This is a genomic window from Anabaena azotica SJ-1, from assembly GCF_047275885.1.
GTDB classification, from domain to species: Bacteria; Cyanobacteriota; Cyanobacteriia; order Cyanobacteriales; family Nostocaceae; genus Trichormus_B; species Trichormus_B azotica_A.
Genome location: NZ_CP178454.1, coordinates 5,080,302 through 5,096,436 on the forward strand (window position 1 = coordinate 5,080,302; position 16,135 = coordinate 5,096,436).

The 16,135-nt window shown below is 37.5% G+C and carries 13 protein-coding genes; 4 read left to right on the forward strand and 9 right to left on the reverse strand.

Annotated features, from left to right (window positions below):
• The first annotated feature begins 167 nt into the window (after nucleotides 1-167).
• Both ACLLO5_RS21975 and iscB read left to right on the forward strand, forming a co-directional pair.
• Nucleotides 168-1,625, forward strand: coding sequence for an AAA-like domain-containing protein (locus tag ACLLO5_RS21975; RefSeq protein WP_413172617.1), 1,458 nt, complete (start codon nucleotides 168-170; stop codon nucleotides 1,623-1,625).
• A 197-nt stretch (nucleotides 1,626-1,822) separates the two neighbouring features.
• Nucleotides 1,823-3,106, forward strand: a complete 1,284-nt coding sequence (iscB, locus tag ACLLO5_RS21980; RefSeq protein ID WP_413172618.1) for an RNA-guided endonuclease IscB — start codon at nucleotides 1,823-1,825, stop codon at nucleotides 3,104-3,106.
• A gap of 423 nt (nucleotides 3,107-3,529) precedes the next feature.
• Here the strand turns inward: iscB and ACLLO5_RS21985 are convergent, their stop codons facing one another.
• The 5 genes from ACLLO5_RS21985 to ACLLO5_RS22005 form a co-directional block, all read right to left on the reverse strand.
• Nucleotides 3,530-4,144, reverse strand: a complete 615-nt coding sequence (locus tag ACLLO5_RS21985) for an RNA polymerase sigma factor (protein WP_413172619.1) — start codon at nucleotides 4,142-4,144, stop codon at nucleotides 3,530-3,532.
• 161 nt (nucleotides 4,145-4,305) lie between these two features.
• Nucleotides 4,306-4,650, reverse strand: coding sequence for a sigma factor-like helix-turn-helix DNA-binding protein (locus ACLLO5_RS21990; protein ID WP_413172620.1), 345 nt, complete (start codon nucleotides 4,648-4,650; stop codon nucleotides 4,306-4,308).
• Nucleotides 4,651-4,758: 108 nt separating this feature from the next.
• Nucleotides 4,759-5,001 carry a hypothetical protein gene (locus tag ACLLO5_RS21995; protein ID WP_413172621.1) on the reverse strand — a complete coding sequence of 81 codons (243 nt, stop codon included), beginning with the start codon at nucleotides 4,999-5,001 and terminating at the stop codon, nucleotides 4,759-4,761.
• A gap of 442 nt (nucleotides 5,002-5,443) precedes the next feature.
• On the reverse strand, nucleotides 5,444-6,529 hold the full coding sequence (locus ACLLO5_RS22000) for a DUF1350 family protein (protein WP_413172622.1): 1,086 nt from the start codon (nucleotides 6,527-6,529) through the stop codon (nucleotides 5,444-5,446).
• Between the two features lie 310 nt (nucleotides 6,530-6,839).
• On the reverse strand, nucleotides 6,840-8,078 hold the full coding sequence (locus tag ACLLO5_RS22005; RefSeq protein ID WP_413172623.1) for a hypothetical protein: 1,239 nt from the start codon (nucleotides 8,076-8,078) through the stop codon (nucleotides 6,840-6,842).
• Between the two features lie 378 nt (nucleotides 8,079-8,456).
• Here ACLLO5_RS22005 and ACLLO5_RS22010 point away from each other — a divergent pair, with 378 nt between their 5' ends.
• Complete coding sequence (locus ACLLO5_RS22010) at nucleotides 8,457-10,739, forward strand: AAA-like domain-containing protein (RefSeq protein ID WP_413172624.1); 2,283 nt, start codon at nucleotides 8,457-8,459, stop codon at nucleotides 10,737-10,739.
• Nucleotides 10,740-10,914: 175 nt separating this feature from the next.
• On the opposite strand, the gene aroA is transcribed toward ACLLO5_RS22010, so the two are convergent.
• Nucleotides 10,915-12,264 carry a 3-phosphoshikimate 1-carboxyvinyltransferase gene (gene aroA, locus ACLLO5_RS22015; protein WP_413172625.1) on the reverse strand — a complete coding sequence of 450 codons (1,350 nt, stop codon included), beginning with the start codon at nucleotides 12,262-12,264 and terminating at the stop codon, nucleotides 10,915-10,917.
• A 382-nt stretch (nucleotides 12,265-12,646) separates the two neighbouring features.
• On the opposite strand from aroA, the gene ACLLO5_RS22020 reads away from it, so the two are divergent.
• The gene (locus tag ACLLO5_RS22020; protein WP_413172626.1) at nucleotides 12,647-13,159 is read left to right on the forward strand and encodes a hypothetical protein; all 513 of its coding nucleotides are present in this window, start codon (nucleotides 12,647-12,649) and stop codon (nucleotides 13,157-13,159) included.
• Between the two features lie 58 nt (nucleotides 13,160-13,217).
• Here the strand turns inward: ACLLO5_RS22020 and ACLLO5_RS22025 are convergent, their stop codons facing one another.
• The 3 genes from ACLLO5_RS22025 to ACLLO5_RS22035 form a co-directional block, all read right to left on the reverse strand.
• Nucleotides 13,218-13,796 carry a thioredoxin family protein gene (locus ACLLO5_RS22025; RefSeq protein WP_413172627.1) on the reverse strand — a complete coding sequence of 193 codons (579 nt, stop codon included), beginning with the start codon at nucleotides 13,794-13,796 and terminating at the stop codon, nucleotides 13,218-13,220.
• Nucleotides 13,797-13,915: 119 nt separating this feature from the next.
• Entirely contained in the window at nucleotides 13,916-14,155 is a 240-nt protein-coding gene (locus ACLLO5_RS22030; RefSeq protein ID WP_413172628.1) for a chlorophyll a/b-binding protein, read from the reverse strand.
• A gap of 85 nt (nucleotides 14,156-14,240) precedes the next feature.
• Entirely contained in the window at nucleotides 14,241-16,115 is a 1,875-nt protein-coding gene (locus ACLLO5_RS22035; RefSeq protein ID WP_413172629.1) for a diguanylate cyclase domain-containing protein, read from the reverse strand.
• Nucleotides 16,116-16,135 lie beyond the last annotated feature (20 nt).

Sequence of the window (16,135 nt, forward strand, 5' to 3'; positions counted from 1 at the left end):
TACATGATATTCTTAGGGTCAAGGTATATAAATAATCAAAATAATCAAACTTTTCAAATGAGCAATACAACTTTACCCTTGCTTGGACAAAGCTCCTTGCAAATCTTATTGCGCTACAAGTTCATCACAGGAATATGCCTAAATAAAAGCTTTCATACCAGAGTGTTATGAACTTTAACTTAGATGAAGCAATTAAAGTTGCTAACCAAGCTGTTTTTACAAAGTTTTATAGAAACTTAACTGATGTTGAAATAATAGTAATTAAAGGAGCATGGGAACGATATGAATATGATCAAATTGCGGCTAAAAATCAGTACGCAACCAGTTATATTAGTCAAGATATAGCTCCCAAACTTTGGAAATTATTAACAGATGCTTTAGGAGAAAAAGTCAGAAAAAGTAATTTTAAGGAAGCTTTAAAACGACATTGGGAAAAGCAATGTTGGGATCGGCAATTTACATCTGAATATTTATTACCAAATTCAGAATTAATAACGGCTAAGAGTAAACAGCACAGTGGCCACCTCAAAGAATCACCATCTTCAACTTATTTAAGTCAAGCTAAACAAAACTTTTCGGCTCTTGAATTGTATGTAGAACGTTCTTCTATTGAATTGCTGTGCTATGAAACTCTGTTGCAGCCTGGTTCACTGATTCGGGTCAAAGCACCTAAATTAATGGGTAAAACCTCGCTCATGGAACGGGTATTGGCTAAAGTGAGCAAACAGGACTATCGTACAGTTAGTTTAAGTTTAAAGATGGCGGATCGAAAAACGCATCTTACCAATCTCAATAAATTTTTACGTTGGTTCTGCATCAATCTTAGCCGAGAACTCAAGTTAAGCAATCAGTTAGATGAATATTGGGATGAAGAAGGTATGGGTGCGAAGGTAAGTTGCACAACTTATTTAGAAGAATACCTCTTGACTGCCAAGGACAATCCGCTGGTTCTATACTTAGATGATGTAGATGCGCTTTTCCCATACCCTGAAGTTTATGAAGATTTTTTTGGCTTGTTGCGTTCTTGGTATGAGAAAGCCAGAAGCCGTCCAAATTGGAAAAAGTTACGATTAGCGATCGCTCATTCCACCGATGTTTATATACGCCTAAATATTAATCAATCTCCTTTTAATGTGGGATTACCCATTGAACTGCCAGAACTAACAAGAGAGGAGGTACAGGAATTTGCTCGACAATATGGATTAGGTGAAAACAAATTCTTAATAGATCCCTTAATGCAATTGGTAGGTGGTCATCCTTATTTGTTGGAACAGGCTTTTTCTCATATCAAAAGTTATCCTGATATCTCCCTCGAAAAATTGTTAATAGAGGCTGCTACAGATGCCGGAATTTTTAGCCATCATTTAAGAGAATATTGGTTGAGTTTGCAAACAGAAACAAAATTAATGGCAGCATTTCAAACAGTAATTTCTTCTCCTGAGCCAGTAAGATTAGAAACGATCTCAGCTTATCAGTTGCAGAGTATGGGTTTGGTGAAGTTAGCAGGTAATGAAGTAGAGCCACGTTGCCAGTTGTATCGTAGTTATTTTGGTGATGTGATTAGGAATCAGGTGAATGTAAGTCAACCACCCATCACTTCCCTTCGGGTAAGTGAGGGCTTGTAAAAGCCTAGTTGACCAGACTCAGTTCTTGACCGAACTACGTTAGAGGTAAGAGTTAAAGACCTACCAGGGAATGCGTAGCTAGTTCCCTGCTCTAGAACTTAAAAGTTAAACAGGCTTAAGGGTTAAACCAGTGCTTTTAAGATAGTTACCGACCTCTAACCTTGTCAAAGCTAACATTACCCGCAAGGAGGGACAATATGTCCAAAGTATTTGTTTTAGATACCAACTTCATACCGTTAAATCCAATTCATTCGGCACAAGCCAGACAACTATTAAGAAACAAAAAAGCAGCAATATTTAGACAGTTTCCGTTCACAATTATTCTCAAAGAATCACGTCCTGACTCCCCAGTATCGTTGCTGAGATTAAAGATTGATCCTGGTGCAAAATTCACGGGAATGGCATTAGTTAACGATTCAACTGGCGAGGTTGTATTTGCTGCTGAATTAAAACATAGAGGCTTTGCAATTAGAGATGCTTTAACTTCTAGAAGACAATTAAGACGTTCTAGACGTGCAAGAAAAACTCGTTACAGACAACCAAGGTTCTTGAATAGAAAACGTCCAGAGGGATGGTTAGCACCGAGCTTACAAAGTCGAATTGAGAATATCAAAACTTGGGTGAAAAAGTTGCGCCAATTTGCACCAATTGGGGCGATTAGTCAAGAATTAGTACGGTTTGATATGCAGTTAATGGCTAATCCTGATCTTCAAGGTAGGGAATATCAACAAGGAACTTTAGCTGGTTACGAAACCAGAGAATACTTACTAGAAAAGTGGGATAGACAATGTGCCTACTGTGGAGTGAAAGACGTTCCTTTTCAAGTAGAGCATATTCATCCACGAGCCAAAGGTGGTAGTGATTCAATTACAAATCTCACTTTAAGTTGCGAGAAATGTAATACCAAGAAGGGAACAAAAGATATCAAAGATTTCCTCAAAAAAGACCCATCAAGGTTAGAAAAAATCCTGAAGCAAGCCAAAAGACCATTAGCTGATGCGGCCTCCGTCAACACAACTCGATTGGCATTACTAAAAGTTTTAAAAGCGACTGGATTACCTGTAGAAACTGGTTCAGGAGGGCTAACAAAATTCAATAGAAGTCAACAGAAACTAGAGAAAACGCACTGGATTGATGCAGCTTGTGTTGGTCAATTAACTCCAATTCTCAATATCAAAGGTGTTAAACCATTGTTAATTACAGCTAACGGTCACGGCACTAGACAATCTTGCAGAACTGACAAATACGGTTTTCCTTCTAGATATGTCCCCAGGTTCAAATTTGTTAATGGTTTTCAAACCGGAGACATTGTTAAAGCTGTTGTCACAAAAGGTACAAAGATTGGGGCATATATCGGACGAGTAGCGGTGAGGACTAGCGGTAGTTTCAATATCTCAACAGTGTCTGGACTGATTCAAGGTATCTCTTACAAATACTGTAAATCAATTCACAAAAAGGACGGTTACGAATATGGAAAATAACAGATTTGTTAATTGCTCAACTGTCTCTCTCATTGTTTTTGCTGGCGCACAAAATTACTCAAGGGACGTTTCACAATTAACCCTCCATTCCTCCCATCACCAAACTGAGTACAGTTTTGGTGGGGGTCTCCTGGAGGTTTAGATGAATTTCAGAATTACAGCAGAATTCAGGAGTCAGGAGTCAGGAGTCAGGATTGAAGAAGGCAGGAGGCAGAGGGCAGAAGGTTTTGTTTAGAAGGGGATTCCGACCACTCATTCACAAGAGCCACCAAATTTTCAATTGATGGGGGTCTTAAACTCTTGCTCCCTTTGGTCGCGGCAGAGAACAGGCAAGTATTCCTTCTGCCTCCTGCCTTCTTTGTAATAGAATTGCCATACCCATCGGTGTTGCATCAACCCACCAACCGTTATTTCGGTTTAATTCTAATTTTGTTCAATAAAATATCCCCTCAATTCGTCTCGTAAAATTGCCCTGGCTTGGGAAACACGCTTGCAGACATTCTGGTAGGATATATTTTGCTGTTCAGCAATATCTTGATAAGATAATTCATGATAAAAATGCAGAATAAAAGTCTCGCGTAGTCTGATTGGTAAGTTAAAAATTGCATTACGAATTACAATCTTTTTTTCGTCAGACTCCAAAGCACTTTCTGGTATATAGAAATGATAAACTGGGTTTTGTTCCTCTTTTGCAGTGTAAATTTCTATATTCTCAACCCTCTTCGCACCGCGATTTCGCTCTCGATGAATATCTACACATAAATTATGAGTTAATCGTGTTAACCAAGCTTTAAAATTAGTAATTTCTCCTGCGTATTTTTGCAATTTTTCCCAAGCTTTGAACATCGCTCGACTCAAAGCTTCTTCTGCATCAGTAGAGTTGCCGTTCATCCATTTGAGACAACAACGATAGAGGTAATCTTGATTTTGTTGCCATAATTGCCAGAAAAATGCACTTAGATTTTCTGTGCTTGCTGTGCGATCGCACAACAATGATTTAGTATCTACTGGATTATGAAACATAACTTCTATCTTCATAAAACACTCAACAATTGATGAATACAATAAAAGCTATTCTTGTTCAAACAGGATAAAGAAATACTCTTTAACCTAATTAAATATGGAGTTATAAATTTAGTTATAAATTTTTTGGAACTAAAATTAAAATCAGTTGTTTAATTTTTTAGGTTCAGTATTTGTTAATATGAAAAAGTGTTAAGATCAACAACTAAATCATCTTCTTCATAAATTTGAGCCAAAATCAAAATCGCTGTAGGTTGCTTTTCAAACAGTTCTACCTCAACACAATCAGAATCATCTTTGTTTACTTTTAAACTGTCTTCGGTGAAATATTTCCTCAATTTGTTTCGTAAAATTGACTTTGCTTCTGAAATGCGATCGCAAACAATTAGATAGGATATCTTTTGCTGTTGAGCAATTTCTTGATAGGATAATTCCTGATAAAAATGCAAGATAAAAGTCTCGCGTACTCTTAGCGGTAGGTTATAAATAGCTTCACGAATTACTGCTGAATAATTAAACATTCACTTTGATCTTGATAAAACATTCAACACTTCTGGATTGCTCTAAAAAATGATCTAAAAAAATACCGATATTTGCCAAATTCACAGTTTTTCTCCTGATTCACCTGCCTATTGACAATACTCATCCTGTAAACCCTTGCCACTTCCTGTACAGGTATCAAACTCAAAAGGATCAATCGAACAAGGAATTATATTAGCTGAATCAGACTGTAGACTCATAGCGGTTAGTAAATAGCTGCATTCTTGTAAATTTGGCATTTGCATTACTGACTCTGTTAGTTGGTTAGCTAGCTCTTGTTCAAAATTATTAACTTCGCTGAGTTGAATCATGATTTCTTCTTGATTACACATTTGTTGTATTCCTTTTTTGTTTTTGTTCGTCCTAATGATTATTGTGCTTGGTTTGTCACATCAATAGTTGAGTTAGATTTAGGACTTTAAATCTCAGGTAATCTTAATTAAATTTAGTTAAATTCAGGTCTTCAAAAAATTAAAGCTCTAGAATAAGAAATTCAAAGTTTTTAGATGTTTATTAAAGTTTTTGTTTATATAAAATTATATATACTTTCATATTTTCATTTGCCAAAGCGAACCGACTTGTCAGTTCGCTTGTTTAAAGTGCTTCAAGCTGCATTAACTATTTCTACTAAGCTACTGGACATTTAATTTGCATATTTTTAATTTTAGGAAAAAACCTTGAATTATTCTTTGTGCCTCTACTTGCTTTAATATGCAACATAAATGTTTAATAGCTTATCTGTTGGATATCCCAATTATCAAAAAACCCTGTAGTTTACTTTCTTTGACCATTAGCTTGCTTCTGTTCTAAACGTTGGAATAATTCTCTGACAGGAGATTCAAACTCTTTATTTCGTTTTTGTATAGGCTCAATAAGTGGAATATTATCCTTGAAGTCTGGAAAATTGATGGCAAAATTGCCCAATTGAATACCCAAAGGTCTTAAATGTCCACCTTTTAAATCTTCTTTAAAACCTTCAGGTGGTTTTTTAAAATCATTCTCGAACCATTGAACAGTTGATAAAGCAAGTTTATCTGTTTGGAATGAATTTAACCCTAAGAGATTAAATAAATCACCGTATTTTATTAAGGCATAGGTTTCTTTTGGGGTGGGCTTGACATTCAAACCTAAGTTAATAACGATACTTGCTAAAGGTTGGGGGATAGCACTATCAAGACCTGTATTGACAGGAGCTAATAGTAACGAGGGTTGATTCTTAATAAAGATGCTGCTAATTTCAATGTCGTCTTTCAATTCTTTGAAATTGCTTTCTTTCTTGATGTAGTATTTAATTAATCGTAGAGCCTCTTTACGCTTTATTTCTAGATCATTAATGAGAATTAATAGGTCTGTAAAGATACTCTCAATCTTGCTATCAATTTTTAATTGAGAAGCAGTTTTTGTTGTTGTTGATCTAACTATAGACTCGATAAACTTTCTAAATTCTTCAATCCGATGAGAAAAGTTAGGATCACTAGGTTTACCAATAATAGGTAAGGCACTAAATGCTTCCAAAAGAGCAATATATTTACAGCCAATACTATGACCTACCCAACCAAAATTTTGGTCACTGAGATAGACTTGATAGTCATATTTAGCAAATATTGCCCTTCTGACAAGCTCTGGCATTATTTCATACTGTTCTCTGATTAAAAAGCCAGACTCAGCATAATGGTTAAAAGTAAAGTTGAAGGGTAAAATAACAATCGTATAGCGATCTTCAAATAAACGCTGAAGTAGAGAGCGATAGAAAAACATTGGCCAAAATGTGCCAAAGAAAGCTCCACCAACAAATTGAATTACTCCTTGAGGTTTTGGATGTAGAGCCACCCAACTATGGGACACAGGTTGGAATTTCATAGTTAAACTTAATACCTTTGATCTTCTGTAAGAAAGCGATCGCATCCTGACTCAAGATATGCAGTTTTCTAGACATATTCAGTCGCCAAGATGGTTAGAAGAAGGGGCTTAAACCCCTCCTTAGTTGAAATTTGCTAGATGAAAAATTGTTTTACTTCACACTTGTTCTAGGCAGTGTAATTACGGTTGCCATACAAGGCTACTCTTTTACTTAACGCTAGGATTGTTGAATCGAGGAATTAACAACTGGATAAAATTTATGCTCCTGCTTCCCTCAATCCATCCCAGCGTTATGTAAAGTCCTTAACAATTACTGAGCAACGCCTTTAACAAATACTGAGTAAACGCGATTGCTAGAAAAAGCAAAGTTAGTAGCAGAATCAACTCCAGATCCATCTCTTGTTTGAAGAACTGATCCAGTGAAGTTACCTGTTCCGAGATTATCTGGACCATTCAGAGTGTAAGCAACAGAACCTTGTTGCGGATAGTACAAGCCAACAAAATCTCCGGCTTTGACTTGAATTGGAGTCGGAAGGGTAAATGAATTTGCGCCCACAACAGGGGTTTTTATATCACTTTTACCAACTACAGACCAAGAAGTTCCATTCCGTCTGTACATAACTAGTTGCACAGGTAAGGTATTTTTTGCCCAAATCTGCCAACTTGTTAAATTTCCATTGACATTGACGGAATTATTGGTATCGACTGAGTAGATATCTCTTGCCGTATCTGCAAATTGTCTATCTATGACAGGGTTGCCTGCTTGAGCAGTCAGAGTCTTTCTAGCATTAACCAGATAGATAAAACTGCCAACTCTGGGGAAGTATTCCAACGGTGCTTGCTTTCCTGGCTGTTGTAATGCAGGTGGCAGTAAATAGAAGATTTGTCGGAAATCGGTTGTAGTTTTTTCAGTAGCACCTGAAACTAAGAAACAAGCTGAGTTAGTTTTTTTCTTGCCAGTATCCTGATCATAGAAAAGTTGTGAAAATGCCTTAATTGTCAAATCATCGTTAGGAGAAACGTAGACAAGGAATCCTTTGCTATCTAATTCAACAGCCCTTGCTTCTGCATCTTGGACATTATCAAAGAAATCAACTTCAGTGTTGTTAATTTTCAGAGGGCATTGAGTAGCAGGTAATCCAGCTACCACACTGTAGATTCTGCCGTCACGAGGAGCATTAACAGTGAACAGAGTGTTAGTTCCAGGAGTTACAGGAGTTGATGCTTGAAAATCAAACCAACCTTCGGTAAAAGAGCCATTAGTTCCGTTTTTCCGGCGACCTTCTGCGAGGACTTGTTTATAAGCTGCGGGAAAATCTTTTAGATTTTCAGGCAACATATTACTTAGGTCAGGATTGGGGATAGCTACATCATATTTTAACTGCTGATATATCTGCACTCCTTGTGCCTGTTGTTCTGGAGTGATGTAAAAAGTGGTTATCCCACGAGATGCGGGTTGAGGAAGTTGTTGAGCTAAAGCTGGGCTAACTCCGCCTAAACAAATAACAAAACTGAGAATGGTAGCCAAAAAGGAGGTTAACTTGTTCATAAATTATTCGGAATGTTTTCTGACCGTGAATTTACGTAAGTCGATACAATTGATTTACCCAAAATCATTGCGAAGGTGGCGTATCATTTCAGGACACTATGGCTAACGCCAAGCTTCGCGAATATGAAGCGTAGCGTTCTGATTCAGTAATCACAAGGGTTGGAACTGATTTGCTTTGCTGACAATGACTGTAAATATTTTTGTCTATTTACTTAAGTCTTATGTGTTTCAAAGATATCTAGCTGGTTAATACAATAATTCAGTTAAATTTAGGATTTTAAAAAAATCAGCTAATTCAGTTAAATTCAGGCATTCAAAAACCTAGAACCATGTGACAATTAACACAGAAGCAGGTTTTAACCGTCTCACAAAATCCTAATGTTCACCAAACTTAACCCCACCTATCAACCTGGTGGTAGCCTCCCACCTGATGCCCCTACCTATGTAGTACGACAGGCCGACACTGAACTTTACGAAGGGTTATTAGCTCTTGATTATTGCTATGTCCTCAACGCTAGACAGATGGGGAAGTCTAGCTTGCGAGTACGAACGATGGATAAGTTGCAAACCCAAGGATTTGCTTGTGCAGAAATTGAATTAAGCGGCATTGGTAGCCAACAAATTACGGCTTCCCAGTGGTATGGGGGAATTATTCAAGAACTGGTAAGCGGTTTTAAACTCCAAGTGAATCGACGCAATTGGTTAAAAGAACGCGATGATCTTTCTCCCATCCAGTGTTTAAATGAATTTATCGAAACAGTATTATTAACCCAAATTCAGCAAAATATTATTATCTTTATTGATGAAATTGATAATGTGCTGGGTTTGAAGTTTTCCACGGACGAATTTTTTGCCCTGATTCGCCACTGTTATGAAAATCGAGCGCACAAGCCAGCTTTTAGGCGATTGTCATTTGCTTTGTTGGGAGTAGCTACGCCTTCAAATTTGATTCAAGATAAGCACTATTCTACACCATTTAATATCGGTAGAGCTATTGAATTACAAGGATTTAATCTACAAAATAGCCAGCCTTTAGTCAAGGGATTGATAGGAAAAATTAGCAACCCGGAAGCAGTTTTAAAAGAAGTTATATATTGGACTAATGGGCAACCTTTTTTGACTCAAAAGCTGTGTTGGTTAATCGTTAATTCCTGCAATAATAATACAGAATTTTTTCTTTCTCAAGAGGGTGCAGAATCGCAGTGGGTGGAGCAAATTATAGAGAATCTAATTATCAAGAATTGGGAAAGTCAGGACGAACCAGAGCATTTAAGGACGATTCGCGATCGCTTACTTCGCAATAGTCCAAAAAGCACGCAATTATTGCAGCTATATAAGCAAATTATACTAGAGGGAAAAATCCCTGCTGAGAATTCCCCTGAGTACCTAGAATTGCGGCTGTCGGGACTTGTGGCACAACAGCAAGGAAGTTTAATAGTTAAGAACCCCATCTATGCGAAAGTCTTTAATTTAGATTGGGTAAATGACAATCTAACAAGGCAAATGTCTAATTCCCAGATAGTCACTACTCATTCGGAGTTGAATAGGCTCAAAGACATCTCAGCACCTTTATCTTCATCTCTCATTAGCTCTGATCGTCTTGGGGCTAGAGAAGAAAATATGGACAATTACCTCAATTCTCCCTGTTATCCAAGCGGTGCAGTTCCCCTAGATTCTCCTTTTTACATTGAACGAACTGCGGTGGAAATGCAAGTTTATGAAGAAATTAAAAAAGCCGGGTCTTTAGTGCGAATTAAAGCATCTAGAGAAATGGGTAAAACCTCTTTACTACTGAGAACTTTAAATTATTTTACTCGCCAAGGCTACCGTACTGTTAGCTTAAATTTGGAGCAAATTGATGATGTAATTTTGGACGATTTGAATCGCTTTTTGCGGTGGCTGTGTGCAAATATTACTCGTCAACTTCAGTTGGAATCTAAGTTAGAAGACTATTGGGATGAAGATATCGGCAGCAAAATTAGTTGTTCTCTTTATTTTCGCAACCATATCTTAAAGCAAATTGATACTCCTCTAGTTTTAGCGTTAGATGAAGTCAATTATATTTTTGAACATCCTCAAGTGGCAAAAGATGTTTTACCTTTGTTTCGTTCTTGGTATGAAGAAGCTAAGAGAGAACGAATTTGGCAAAAGTTACGGTTGATTATAGTCCACTCAACTGAAATTTATGTCCCTCTGCAATTAAAACAATCGCCATTTAATGTAGGATTACCAATAGAGTTAAGCAGTTTTAATCTAGAGCAAGTACAGCAGTTAGCTCAACGCTATGGACTCAAATGGACTGATTACCAGGAAGCTGGAGAACTGATGGCGATGCTGGAAGGACATCCAGCGTTAACACATACGGCTATTTATCATCTTAGTCGTGGGGAAATTAACCTTGCTCAATTTCTGGATACAGCAGCTACATCGAATGGAATTTATTCTTCTCATTTGCAACGTCATCAAGCAACATTGCAAGAAGAACCTGAATTAGCAAAGGCGTTAGATTGTGTGATCAATGCTCAAGAACTAAAATCATTAGATTCGATCATGATTTATAAACTGAGTAGTATGGGGTTGATTAAACAGTTAAAAGATAAAGTAATACCAAGCTGTGAATTATATCGGCAGTATTTTGCATCCAGAAACAGAAGATTCTAATACAGAAGGAGTCAGGAGTCAGGAGTCAGGAGTCAGGAGTCAGGAGTCAGGAGTCAGGAGTCAGGAGTCAGGAGTCAGGAGTCAGGAGTCAGGAGTCAGGATAAAGAAGAAATTTCTCCCCTGCTCCTCTGCTCCCCTGCCCCCCTGCCCCCCTGCTTCCCCTGCATAAGAGCCTTTAACGACAAACTTCTACTAAAGTGTTGGTAAAATTGGGATAAGAAATAGCTGCTGCTTCTGCACGGTGAATAGTGGTAGTTCCACTAGCATTCAGAGCAGCGATCGCTAAACTCATGCCTATGCGATGATCTGTATGGCTGTCTACGCTGGCACCTACCAAGGTCGTACCACCAGTAATTTCCATACCATCAGGTAATTCTGTCACTTTTGCACCCATTTGATTGAGTTGTTGCGCCATTACGGTAATGCGATCGCTCTCTTTGACTCGCAACTCTGCCGCATCTCGAATAATGGTAGTACCTTGGGCAAAAGCCGCAGCTACTGCCAAAATGGGAATTTCATCAATTAATCTGGGTATAATATCCCCAGCAATGGTACAACTTTTTAACTGACTAGAACGCACCCGCAAATCTGCGACTGGTTCCCCAGTAACTTCGCGCTGATTTTCCAGTTGAATATCTGCTCCCATCATTGACAAAGCTTCTAAAACTCCGGTGCGGGTGGGATTCACACCGACATTTTCCACCACCAAATCAGAACCTGGAACAATAGACGCTGCAACTAACCAAAAAGCGGCTGAACTGATATCTCCGGGAACAATCACTTTTTGACCGTAGAGTTTAGCATTACCAGTCACGGTAACACTATTGGTTTCTGGGTCTATACTCAATTCTGCCCCAAAAGCCCTTAACATCCGTTCACTGTGATCCCTTGATAAAGCGGGTTCGGTGACTGTAGTTTGACCTTCGGTGTTTAAACCAGCCAGTAAAATACAGGATTTCACTTGCGCCGAAGCGATGGGAGAATGATAATGAATCGGTTTGAGTGCTTGTCCTTGAATTGCTAAGGGTGCTAAAGAGTTACCTTTGCGTCCCCAAATTTCAGCTGCCATTTGTTGTAAAGGTTTGACAACACGGGACATAGGGCGCGATCGCAACGAATCATCACCTGTAACCGTAAAGAATCGTCCTGGATGGGAAGCTAAAAGGCCTAACATCAATCTGATGGTTGTACCAGAGTTACCCGCGTTCAATACATCCACAGGTTCTTGGAAATTGCCCAGTCCAATACCTTTTACCCGCACAAATTCCGTATTTAATTCCGAAATTTCCGCACCCAGCGCCCGGAAACAGTGAGCAGTGCTGCGGGGGTCTTCACCTAATAGGAGCCCTTGAATCTCAGTTTCACCTTCTGCGATCGCACCCAACATCAAAGCCCGATGGGAAATAGATTTATCCCCAGGAACTCTGATGCGACCCTGTAAAGACAGACCAGCGGGGGGTCGCTGAATAATTAAGTTCTGAGAAGCGTTTTCTTGAGTTTCTAAAGTTATAACAGCAGCCGACATTAGGATACACTGGCCTTTAAATAGATTTGAAATTTCTCAGTGACTTCTGATGCTGCCACTGGATTAATTCCTCCCTAGTATCCTATCGCTTTTCGTGCCTCAACCATGAATTTTTGCTCTCCTTAACTTCTGGCTCTATTCTGAGAATCTTGTGAAAAATATTCACAAGCTTGATTTATGGACTAATTATCTCTAAAAAAAGCATCATTTTTATTGTTTACTTTAATTTTCACCTTTTAGCATATTGACTTGTCCAGATTAACAAATTACGAGATTCGGTTAATATTAAGCAGGTTTTACTGTTTAGTTGTTTAAACTAACTTTTTAGATCACTTAGTGTTCATTTGATTTTATTCAACGGCTTCTCACACTTATTGCTCTCATGCTCACCCATCACCGCAAACCTGTTTGTTTATCAATTATTTCCACTGACTTGCCAGTCTGGTCTGTAGTTGAAACTGCCGCAACACTGTATCAAAAAGATACTGATCGATTTCATTTACTATTAACTGCACCACCTCTAATTAGTTGTGAAGTAGGAAGTTCACTCAGTCCAGAAGATCCCTTGCCTCAAACTAAAAAAAATGTTGACACTCCCACCAGTCCCAGAATCTTGTGGTTGGAGATTTCACCTTACCGAGTAATTATGACTATGCAAGGTAACACTCAAGTAAGTTACCGACATTTCTGGGAAAAAGGTGTTTATGGCATTAGTCGTTATTGGTTGCCCAATGAGTCTTTACAACCACAGAAACCAATTCGTTTACGTAATTTTACTAATAGCTTAGAGCTTACGGGAAAATCCATACCAGAAAATTTACGCCTTGAGTATGAATTGTGGTCAGAAAAAATCCAACTAGGACGCTATATCCTCAATTTGGAAATTGATCATTGAACATCGGTTATCAGTTATCAGTTATTATTTTTCATTACTGCTCCCTACAACCTATTCATTACTGATAATTAGGTTCGTTTCCTGGTTTCCATTTAATATTGCAACCAATACTTGGCTGTTGTTCATTTGTAATTGGTTGATCAGCCAAAACAGCTTCAATCGCTGCTCGCAAATCTGCACCTGTTACGGGTTTGTTGTTACTGGGACGGCTATCATCTAACTGTCCGCGATAAACCAGTTTTCTTTCCTGATCAAATAGAAAAAAATCGGGTGTGCAAGCTGCTGTATAAGCTTTTGCTGTTGCTTGGGTTTCGTCGTAGCACAAAGGAAACTTAAATCCTAACTCAGTGGACATTTCTTGCAATGATTCAGGCGCATCATTTGGATAATTTTGAGCATCATTAGCACTAATACCTATAATCCCTAAATCAGTGTTGAAGTAATCTTTTCCTAATTGTGCTAATTCTGTTTGGATATGCTTTACAAATGGGCAATGGCGACAAATGAACATCACTAACAGTGCTTTTTTATTGGCAAAATTAGCTAGTGAAATTGTTTCTCCAGTTCCAACTTCTGGTAGATGAAAATCTGGTGCTTTAGTGCCTAGAGACAACATTGTTGAAGCAGTTAAAACCATAGATTCCCCCTGTGCTTAATACTTATAACATAGCATTAATTTTTCCCCAAAATTAAAGACGGAAAAATTCCCGTCTCTCTAGTTTATGAAATTTTATATAACGCAATTTTCACTGATTTTTACAGTCTTGCTAAAAGACCTAATACACCGTGTCCTGTGAATACTTCTAATGCTATCAAAGATACAAATCCAATCATTGCTAACCGACCGTTAAGTAGTTCTGCATAGGTTGTGAATCCTGTGCGATAGCGCCAGCGCTGACTTGTCAGTTCGCCTTGTTCGTCTACATATATCTTTGGCTCAACTGCAAAGTTATTCATTTTGCCTTGATCATCTATCATAGAACCGCTTGCACGCATGACTTTATTTCCATAATTTTCCGTATGTAAAGAAATGTATCAAGAAAATTAATATTTGTAAGGTATTTTCATCTGAAGGGTTAATTTAGATTTTGAAGATAATGCGATCGCGTCCCTGGTGTTTGGCTTCATAAAGTGCCTGATCAGCTTTAATCACAAGCTCTTCAGGTCTATTTTCGCTCATCGGAATACAGGTAGCAATGCCAATGCTTAAGGTTACATGATCAGATACCAACGATTTTTTATGAGGAATATTTAGGTCGTGGATTTGTTTACGAATCGAATTAGCAACATGAATTGCACCTTCAGCAGTGGTATTAGATAGAAGAATTGCAAACTCTTCTCCACCATATCGAGCTACTAAATCACTAGTACGCTGCACATTCTTACTAAGAGTTTCAGCAATTTGAATCAAACAACTATCTCCTATTGGATGACCATAGGTATCGTTATAAGCTTTAAAGTAGTCAGCATCACAAAATATCAGAGAAAGTGGTTGTTGAGTCCGAATACAACGTACCCATTCTCTGAGTAAGACCTCATCAAAATAACGACGATTAGCAATTTGAGTTAGTCCATCTAAACGGACTTGCTGTTGGAGTTGCATTTCTAGCTGTTTGCGATCGCTAATTTCAATCACTACAGAACCAATTGTCAAAGGAACATTATCAAGATCAAAGATGGGGAAATAAGAAATCAACCAAGTTCTTTCAATACCTGGAAGGCTTGGGACTTCACCACTTATTTCTTGATTGAGTAAAGGTATTCCTGTAGCAAAAACCTGTTTGTACAAAGGTTCTATTTTAGGAGCCATCTGGGGCAAAATCTCTTTAATACTCTTACCCAAATGTTCCACAACTGTTTTTCCGTTAATCTCTGCGAGTATTTCATTAATTCTGACATATTTTAGTTGGCGATCAATAATACTCATTCCAATCGAAGCAGAAGAAAAAAAGCCATCAAGTTGAGCTTCACTTTGTCGTAATGCTGCTGTTCTTTCTCTTACTTTTAGTTCTAGATTCGCTAAAGTTTTTTCTAAAGATGATTGTGCTACTCGTTTTTCATCAACTACAGCAGAAAGAATCAGAGAAGTAATAGAAAAGACTCCCATAAATGATTGTAAAATTACCAGAGATTGATAGGGTGTATCTTTAACAAAATTACCATAACCGTTTCCAGTAGCAACAATGGCAATGATAGCAACTAAACTTACTAAGCAACTAGAAATAAAATTACCCAAGCGAAATACTGACCAGATTAAAATAGGTAGAAATGTATATTCTAAATTATAATTATTGATAAACGTCAGCCAAAATATAAATCCAGAGATGGTAAAAATAAGTAATTTCTCACTTCTACGATATTGAAATTTTTCTGGATTAAAACTTGATAATAATAGAAAAAATGGCGTAAATATTAGGTGAGCCAATGCACTTGCCGTCCACCATATTAACCAAGAGATACCATAATTATTCCAGGAAATAAGTCCAGTTAAAAAATGGACTGTAATTCCCATAGTTGCTGACACAATTGGAGAAAAAATAGCAGCAAATATAAATATCAAAACCGTATGTACATGATTAAAAATATTTTTATGAGCAGCAAATACTTGAATTATATAATTAGTGATTAATGGTTGTAAACAATTAGCAGCAGCACAGATTATATGCAGAAAAATAAAATTAAAAACTGATAAATCAGGTGACAAGTCTAGTAAATTTTTGGATATACCAAGTATAGAACCTACAATAATTCCTGGTAATACTTGTATCCCTTGTAAAATAACTAGAGCCAATGTTATTCCAGATGGTAACCACACAGATGAAGTACCACCAGGTAAAGATATAAATCTAATACTAATATTGACAGTTAAAATATAGGCAACAGCGACTAATAAATTGATAATAATTAAGTTATTAATTTTCTGATCTGATAACAAATGTATTTTTTTAAATTTCATAATTGCTATGCAGAAAATTT